Source organism: Frankia sp. EI5c, from assembly GCF_001636565.1.
Classification (GTDB): Bacteria; Actinomycetota; Actinomycetes; order Frankiales; family Frankiaceae; genus Parafrankia.
Genome location: NZ_LRTK01000107.1, coordinates 1 through 8,198, shown reverse-complemented (window position 1 = coordinate 8,198; position 8,198 = coordinate 1). Strand labels below are relative to the sequence as shown.

Below are 8,198 nucleotides of genomic sequence, written 5' to 3'. Positions count from 1 at the left end.
CCCCCAGGTCGCGCACCCCGAGCCGGAGCGGACTCGTTCCGATCACCGCCGCCAGCTCGGCCGCGACGGCGGCCGGATCAGCGGCACCGGACCGGGCCGTGTTCCGCGGTGCCGGGCTGGCGCCAACCCCGCCCCAGGGGGAGTCGAAGGAGATCACCTCCCCGGCCGCGAAGCGCGCCATGCGGAGATCGATGGCCTCGGCCATCGGGCCTGCCTCGAGTCGTACGAGGTCCAGGCCGAGGCAGGCCCCCGCGGACCGCCCGACCGAGCCCAGCTCGGCCACCAACCGGGTGGCGTGCTGCCCGGCGACCCGCAGCCGCCGCGCCAGCTCCGCGAGCAGCTCGGGAGCGAAGATCACCTCCGCATCACCCACCCCGCCCGAGGATGCGTCGTCCCGCCACGGGTTACCTACCCCAACCTGCCCAGCCGGCTCTACCCGCCGCCGCTCTGGGCCGGCGGCAGCGCGGTCAAGCGCGTCCGCCTGTTCCCGGGCCCGGCGCGCGCCGGCCACCAGAGCGGAGACCCAGTCGCGGATGCGCTGATGACAGCGCCGCTGCCAGGGCGATCGCCAGGACCGAGGCCCGTCGAGGGCGAGCACCGGAGCCAGCAGGAGCAGGCTCTCCGCAGCCACCCGGCGCAGTGTCTGGGCGGCCCCGCGCAGGCCCGCCGGGCCTCCGTCGGACAAACCGGCCCCGATGACCGGCACCACGTCTCCCACGGGGCCGCGGCCCACGCCACCGAACATGATCACGAGCCTAGCCGGCGAGAAACCCTCCAACCGAAATCATCGGAGAGAGGCAACAGAGGGTCCACGACGACGAACGGTGGGCAGGTGCCCCAGAGCGCGGAGGATCGCCAGCGACCAGCGGCCGGCCCGCGGCGGCCCGCCACGATCCGTCAGAGGCCCGCGGCGGCCATCACCCGCAGGCAGCGGGCCTCGAGGTAACTGACGGTCCGCCAGTACTCGCGGAACGCCGGATTCGTGGTCTGGCCGTGGTGGTAACGGAAGTAGATCTGCTGGGCGATCACGGCGAGCCGGAAGAGCCCGAACACCTCGTAGAAGGGCCAGCGCCCGACGTCCAGGCCCCGCCGGGCACCGTAGTACTCGACGATCTCCGCCCGGGTGGGCATCCCGGGGCTGTGGCTGGGCTGCCGCCGGGTGAGGCGGAAGATGTCGTCGTCGTCGGCCTGAATCCAGTAGGCCAGTGCCCCGCCCAGGTCCATCAGCGGGTCCCCGACCGTCGCCATCTCCCAGTCCAGCACTCCGCTGATGCGCGGCAGGCCGTCATCGTCCCGCCGGGAAACGTCGAAGACCACGTTGTCGAGCCGGAAGTCGTTGTGGATCAGACAGGCGGCGACGTCCTCGGGCGCGTACTCGGCGAGCCAGTTCATCACGGCCTCGAACGAGGGGACGTTCGGTGTGCGGGCCTGCCGATAGCGCCGCGTCCACCCGCGGATCTGCCGGTCCACGTAGCCGTCGCCACGCCCGAGGTCCAACAGCCCGTGGGCCGCGGGATCGATGTCATGCAGCCGCACCAGCAGATCGACGACCTTGAACGCGAGTTGCCTGGTCCGGGCGGGATCCAACGTCAGCGAGCGCGGGAACTCCGAGCGCGGGATGACGCCGACCACCCGCTCCATCACGTAGAAGTCCGAACCGATGACGGTCGGATCGTCGCAGCAGGCGATCATTCGCGGCACGTAGGGAAACGCCGGGCGCAGTCGCGCCTGTACCCGGTACTCCCGGCCCATGTCGTGCGCCCCGGATGCCTTCCGGCCCCGCGGCGGGCGACGCAGGACGAGATCCCGATCCCGGTAACGAAGCAGGTACGTCAGATTGGACGCGCCGCCGGAGAACTGGCGGACCTCGGGACGGCCCGGTGGCGGCACGGGCGCCGCCTGCCCCGTCAGGTACCGACGCAGCCAGTCGTCCACTGCGGCTGTGTCGAGCGCGTCCTCGCCCCGCACCGGACGTGACCCAGCCAGATCCTCCACGGCCATCCGTCGAGCCTAGTGCCGCCACGACGCGAAGGCTCCGGGGCCATCCGTTGAAACCGTTGCGCCACAGGCGGTTCCGGCGTCAGGCCGGCCCCGGCGGCTCGGCGGCCTCGGAGAACTCCCGCGGCGGGGAGTCCTCGTTCGTCCCGCGTACCTCGACGGCGGACGGTCGCTGTTCGGGTAGATCCATTCCTCCGTCGGCCTCGGCCCCCGCACCACGGGCGACCGGAACGGACGGCGCCAACCGGTCGGACGGATCTGACCGCTGGGATGTAACTGACCGCTGGGATGTAACTGACCGCTCGGACGTNACTGACCGCTCNGACAGATGGGCGGTGCGCTGCCGTCTCGCCGGCAGCAGGCGGGCCGGTACGAGTACGGCTCGCAGCCGGGCCTGCGTTGTTGGCCGGGTGAGCACGACCGCCGCGGCGACCAGGCCGCCACCGATGGCCCCGTCGAGCCAGTAGTGGTTGGCGGTGATCACCACGACGAAGACGGTCAGGATCGGATGGAGGAGGACCAGCCAGCGCGCCCGCGTGCGCAGGATGGTGATCACTCCCCAGGCGACGAGGATCGACCAGCCGACGTGCAGACTCGGCATCGCGGCGTACNGGTTCGCGACCGTGTCACCGGCCGTGTANGGGGTCGGGCCGAAGACGGCGCCGGTGTCGATCAGCGTCACGTGCGGCAGCACCCGGGGCAGGAACCTGGGTGGCGCCAACGGGTACAGCATGTGGATCAGGAGCGCGGCACCGGTCGAGCTGATGATGACCATCCGCACCCGCGGCCNGGCGTTCCGGCGGCAGAGCAGGACCCACACCAGGAACGCGATGGATGCCGGGAAGTGGACTCCGATGTAGAAGCGGTTCGCCAGTTCCAGCAGTTGCGTCGAGTTGAGCGCGAGTTGCTGGAGCGCCGACTCGTCGGGCAGGTCCAGGAGCCGTTCGAGGCTCCACACGTCCCGGGCGTTGGCCAGCGCCTGCGGCTCCCTGCCNACAGCGAGCGTCCGCCCGAGTCGGTAGATCACGAAAAGCGTTCCGAGGAGAAGTACCTGGCCGCCGTAGAAGAGCAGCGAGGAGGTGGCGCGCCCCAGCCGCGTGGCGTGCAGCCAGGATGTCCGGAACGCGACCGCGACGGGCCTGTCCGGGAACTGCGCCNGATCACGCGTAGGAAGCGGCATGCTCACCATGAGCCCTCCCGACGCATCTCCCGCCCTCCCGCCGACATGCCCCGTTAACCTCCCGTTCCTACCTGCCGATCGGTAAGCAGAGCAAGGACTCACCTACTGTGACGCCCCACTCATCCCCCAACGCTTGACACACGCTGACGCTGTGTGACAGCCCGCGGCGGCGATCAGTGGCGGTTCGCTGGAGCCACGACGCGCGGGCCGGCAACAGGTGAGCGNGAGATAGACCAACAGCGAACAACCCCCGACTATTTCGGCCACATGTAGGTGTTTGTCATGCCCCGCTGTCAGATGTGCGACACCTGACGGCACCCCCGCATTCACTCCGGGCAGTCGCCGCGAAAGCTCACCTGCCGTTCCGGTCACCAAGCGGCGCCGGGGCGCACCCCCCGCACCCGGAATGGCCGGCACATGACCTCAGTCACCCCTCCCCGCCTGGTGGGGTCAAGGNGACCGACGGCACACCGGCCACCAGGAGCGTGTCCACCGTCGCGCTCCGCCAACGCCCCCCTTCCCTCAAAACGCCGCAAAATAGAGTGAAGCGGACCTTTGGGGCGTGCGTGTCTTTCGACCTGCCCGCGGCCGCGAACCGTGTTACTCCGGAACTACCGCTCCGTCCCGGGCGGTCCCGGGACCTCACGTCCCGGGGTCAGCCCGCAGGGCGGAACCGCCGGGCGATGGTGGCGAGACGGCAGGCCTGGCAGGCCGCCTCGATCGCCGGCATCGCGCACCGAGGGGCCGAAGGGAGAGGCAACATGTACGCATCGGTAGGCGATCGCTTCATCGTCCACGGTCGGACCGTGGGGGACCCGGAGCGCCACGGAGTGGTCATCGAGGTTCGCGGCACAAACGGTGGGCCGCCGTTCATGGTCCGCTGGGACGACGGGCACGAAGGACTCTTCTTCCCGGGCGCGGACTCGACCATCGAGCTGCGCCCCGCCCGTGAACACGTGACGGTCTGATTATGCGCGGGGCGACCAGACCATTCGGCACCGGCCTGAACCGGGCTGGGCACGTGCGGCCTGGAACCCCCGCCGAGCATGAGGTTTCCGAGCTGCCGGACGCCCTTTTCCGGAGATCGATTATTCCCTTCAGGTGCCGATTCGGGCTGACAGCTGACGGCGGCGCCGCGACTCAGGCAACGAGCTGAACCGCGGCGACCCGACAGACGGTGGACGGCGGCAGTAGTNGCAGTAGGCGGCAACGGCGACGAGNCGGTGCCGGCCGCCGCGGCGCCTGTCGATCTGTCTGGGTCGAGACGGACCCAGACGGGCGGATTCGGCCCACANCGGTCGGCACTTTGAGGTTATTGCGCCATACACCTTGGAAACCGCTCTCGGGTGGTCCTTTCCGGGGCCGCCCGGGCGCAATGCTGACCCCCGGAGCAACCTCATGCCAAGTTCGCCAGTGCCGTCCGACNGGTCCGACCGACCTGGCGGCACCGCCNGATTCTGGTCGGGCCTGGGGCGCGTGGTCGGCCGCCGGACCGCGGTCGTCGCAGCGGTCGCCGCAGTGGTCACCGTCGCGCTCGGACTTGGCCTGACCNGGCTGGAGTTCAGCACCGGTCAGGAGAACTACCTCAACTCGGACTCCCAGGTAGCCAAGGACAACGTCACCTACCAGCAGCTTTTCGGTGGCCAGGCGATGATCACGCTCTTCACCGCGAAGCCCGGCACCGACCTCGTCGACCTCTTCACCACCGAAAACGTCCGGAAATTCCGCGAGCTGTCAGCCACGCTCGAGAAGGACCACCGCATCGAGAGTGTCATCACTCCGCTGACGGCGCTCGAGTTCACGGCGGATCTCGTGCGAAGCCCGGACGGCAATGTTCTCAACAGCCCGGCGGCGAAGATCCTGCTGGCCGCCCAGCAACGTGATCCGGATCGGAAGTCCGCCGACCTGCGGCTGGCGGACNCGCTGCGGACGCTGGAACGGCTGAACGCGGTGCCGGAGAATCATCGGACCTTCGACGATCCGGCTTGGGTTGATTTCCTGCTTCACGACAATGCCGGCGGGATCAGGAAGTCGCTGCAGTCCTTCNTCCCAACCGACCGGACCGCCCAGATGATCGTCCGGTTGCACGGCAATGCCTCCATCAGGGAGGAGGGCCTGGGAGCCACCGCCACCGAGAACGCCATGCGGGACCTGACCTTCGACAATGCCGAGGTCATGACCACCGGCGCGGCCGTGCTCCTGCGCGACATCAACGACTATCTTCGTGGTGGCTTCCTCACCCTGGGTGGTCTTTCCCTGCTCATCATGGCGGGCCTGCTGCTGGTCGCGTTCGCCGTCCGCTGGCGACTGCTGCCCCTGGCCGTCGTGGGTATCGNCCTGGTGTGGGCCTTCGGCCTGGCCGGCTACCTGGGCATCCCGCTCTCGGTGGTGACCATCGCCGGCATGCCGGTGCTGCTGGGAGTCGGCATCGACTTCGCCGTGCAACTGCACAGCCGGGTCGAGGAGGAGGCCCAGCTGGACCGGGCGCGGGAACCCGTCGCCGAGGCTCTGGCCCGGCTGATGCCCGCTCTGGCGCTGGCGACCGTCGCCGGCATCGTCGCGTTCCTCGCCCTGGAGTTCAGCGAGGTCCCGATGATCCGTGACTTCGGTGTCCTGCTCGCGATCGGCCTGCCGGTCATCGTCCTCGCGACCGTCCTGCTCAGTACCGCCGCGCTCGGCTTCCGGGAGCGCCGCTCCCCCACCCCGCCNAAGGACTACTCACGAGGTCCGCTCGGCCGGGCGGTGGTCTGGCTCGGATCACTGCCCCCCGGGGCCGCGCTGCCACTCGTCGCGCTGTCCACCGCGATGTTCGCCGGCGGCCTCCTCGTCGAGCGCGACCTCGAGGTCCAGACCGACCCGGAGAAGTGGGTGAGCCAGGGCTCCGAGGTGGTGCACAACATCCAGGACCTCAAGGCACAGACCGGCTCCAGCAGCGAGCTGGGCGTCTACATCCAGTCCGCGGACGTCTTCGACGACCGGACCGTGAGGTTCGTGCACGACTTCGCCNACGAGCAGCNTGAAAGCCACCNNCGGGAGCTGCGCACCGCGTCGAGCCTGGTGACCACGGTCAGCTTCCTGATGGAGGTGCCCGGCACCAGGCTGCNGGCCCCGACCGGGGCCGACGTCAGGCTGGCCTACGACGTCGCTCCGGAAGCCATCAGAAAGAGCACCGTCAACGTCGACGGCCGAGCACTCAACCTGATCTTCCGGACGGGCCCGGGTGCGCTGGAGGACCGCGCCGTCGTCGTCAACCACATCCGGGACATGGTCACCCCCCCGGACGGAATCCNCGCGACCCCGTCGGGGCTGGCCGTGGTCGGTACCGGCCTCCTGGAGAACTTCGAGCAGAACCGCGTCGAGCTGACCTACTTCGCGCTGATCGGGGTCTTCCTCATCCTGCTGCTGCGCCACCGCAACCTCGTGCGGGCGGTGGTGTCGGTCGTGCCGGTAATGATCGCGGTGGGCCTCACGGCGATCGTCGCCCGGCTCGCCGGCTTCGAGCTGAGCCCGCTGACAGCGGTGGGCGGGCCACTCGTGATCGCCCTCTGCGCCGAGTTCACGACGTTGATCGTCATGCGGCACATCGAGGAACGGCAGCGCGGCCGCGACCCGCTGGCGGCAACCGAAGAGGCCGCGGCCCGCACCGGGCGGGCCTTCATGGTGTCGGCGCTCGCCGCTGTGATCGGCATTGTGGTCCTCGCGTTCAGTTCGCTTCCGCTGCTGCGGGACTTCGGCCTGGTCGTGGCCCTGAACGTCGGCGTAGCGCTGCTGNCCGCGCTGGTGGTACTGCCGCCGTTGCTACTGTGGGCGGACGAACGAGGCTGGGTCTACCGGGACCCGCGGCCGAAGGCGGCCGGAGCCGTCCCGGCACCGACCGGCGGCCCCACCGGAGGCTGACGGCGCGCCGGAGCCNGGCCGAGCCAGGGAGCGGGCGAGCCAGGGAGCGGGCGAGGTCGGAAGCCGAGGCCAACCCCACCGGGGTTACCCGGCCCGATGNGACTCAGACGGGCCGGGTCTTCGCGGTTCCTCATGACTGTGGCACGCTCAACAGACTCGCACCGCCGTGCGCCGATGACAGTCCGGCAGCGGAACGTTACACCGCCACAGCGGCTCGGCAGCCACCCGAGCGCAACGAGGAGAGGGCATGACTTTCGACTTCAAGGTCGCGGATCTCGCGCTGGCCGAGTTCGGCCGCAAGGAGATCCGGCTTGCCGAGCACGAGATGCCCGGGCTGATGGCGACCCGCGCCGAGTACGCGGCCAGCCAGCCCCTCAAGGGCGCCCGGATCATGGGCTCCCTGCACATGACGATCCAGACCGCGGTGCTGATCGAGACCCTGGTCGCCCTCGGCGCCGACGTCCGGTGGGTGTCCTGCAACATCTTCTCCACCCAGGACCACGCCGCCGCCGCCGTCGTCGTCGGGCCGAACGGTTCCAAGGACGACCCGCAGGGTGTGCCGGTCTTCGCCTGGAAGGGCGAGACTCTCGAGGAGTACTGGTGGTGCACCGACCAGGCACTGGCCTGGCCGGATGGCGGCGCCCCGAACATGATCCTCGACGACGGTGGTGACGCGACGCTGCTCGTCCACAAGGGCGCCGAGTTCGAGCGGGCGGGCGCGGTTCCGGCGACCGACCCCTCGGACTCCGAGGAGTACGCGATCATCCTGGAGACGCTTCGCCGCACGATCGCCGAGAAGCCGGGCCGGTGGACCGCGGCCGCCTCGTCGATCAAGGGCGTCACCGAGGAGACCACCACCGGTGTGCACCGGCTGTACGAGATGGCCAGGGCAGGCACGCTCGCCTTCCCGGCCATCAACGTCAACGACTCGGTCACGAAGTCGAAGTTCGACAACAAGTACGGCTGCCGCCACTCCGTCATCGACGGTCTNAACCGGGCCACGGACGTGCTGATCGGCGGCAAGGTCGCGGTCGTCGCCGGCTACGGCGACGTCGGCAAGGGCTGCGCGGACGCGCTGCGCGGCCAGGGCGCCCGGGTCATCGTCACCGAGATCGACCCGATC

3 protein-coding genes and 11 pseudogenes are annotated in these 8,198 nt (G+C 69.9%); 9 read left to right on the top strand and 5 right to left on the bottom strand.

All coding sequences use genetic code 11. From position 1 onward, the window contains the following. The 5 genes and pseudogenes from UG55_RS25020 to UG55_RS43540 form a co-directional block, all read right to left on the bottom strand. A pseudogene (locus UG55_RS25020) lies at window positions 1-745 on the bottom strand (hypothetical protein); the annotation flags it as partial. 152 nt (window positions 746-897) lie between these two features. Beyond that, window positions 898-2,001: a phosphotransferase family protein gene (locus tag UG55_RS25015; RefSeq protein ID WP_242425083.1), complete on the bottom strand. Its 1,104-nt coding sequence runs from the start codon at window positions 1,999-2,001 to the stop codon at window positions 898-900. A gap of 320 nt (window positions 2,002-2,321) precedes the next feature. Further along, window positions 2,322-2,609, bottom strand: a pseudogene (locus tag UG55_RS43555) (phosphatase PAP2 family protein); the annotation flags it as partial. 30 nt (window positions 2,610-2,639) lie between these two features. Then, window positions 2,640-2,787 (bottom strand): annotated as a pseudogene (locus UG55_RS43545) (inositol phosphorylceramide synthase); the annotation flags it as partial. 1 nt (window position 2,788) lies between these two features. Beyond that, window positions 2,789-2,992, bottom strand: a pseudogene (locus UG55_RS43540) (inositol phosphorylceramide synthase); the annotation flags it as partial. A 947-nt stretch (window positions 2,993-3,939) separates the two neighbouring features. Here UG55_RS43540 and UG55_RS25005 point away from each other — a divergent pair. From UG55_RS25005 to UG55_RS43500, 9 genes and pseudogenes are all read left to right on the top strand, one after another. After that, window positions 3,940-4,146, top strand: a complete 207-nt coding sequence (locus tag UG55_RS25005) for a DUF1918 domain-containing protein (RefSeq protein ID WP_066073958.1) — start codon at window positions 3,940-3,942, stop codon at window positions 4,144-4,146. A 584-nt stretch (window positions 4,147-4,730) separates the two neighbouring features. Continuing rightward, window positions 4,731-5,098: pseudogene (locus tag UG55_RS43530) on the top strand (RND transporter); the annotation flags it as partial. Window positions 5,099-5,225: 127 nt separating this feature from the next. Next, window positions 5,226-5,513: pseudogene (locus tag UG55_RS43525) on the top strand (MMPL family transporter); the annotation flags it as partial. Between the two features lies 1 nt (window position 5,514). Continuing rightward, window positions 5,515-5,886, top strand: a pseudogene (locus tag UG55_RS43520) (MMPL family transporter); the annotation flags it as partial. Between the two features lies 1 nt (window position 5,887). Then, a pseudogene (locus UG55_RS43515) lies at window positions 5,888-6,184 on the top strand (RND transporter); the annotation flags it as partial. A 98-nt stretch (window positions 6,185-6,282) separates the two neighbouring features. Next, window positions 6,283-6,467 (top strand): annotated as a pseudogene (locus tag UG55_RS43510) (hypothetical protein); the annotation flags it as partial. Window position 6,468: 1 nt separating this feature from the next. After that, window positions 6,469-6,949, top strand: a pseudogene (locus UG55_RS43505) (MMPL family transporter); the annotation flags it as partial. A gap of 373 nt (window positions 6,950-7,322) precedes the next feature. Further along, a pseudogene (locus tag UG55_RS24995) lies at window positions 7,323-8,065 on the top strand (adenosylhomocysteinase); the annotation flags it as partial. A 1-nt stretch (window position 8,066) separates the two neighbouring features. Further along, the coding region (locus tag UG55_RS43500; RefSeq protein ID WP_255360532.1) for an adenosylhomocysteinase at window positions 8,067-8,198 on the top strand (132 nt) is incomplete at both ends.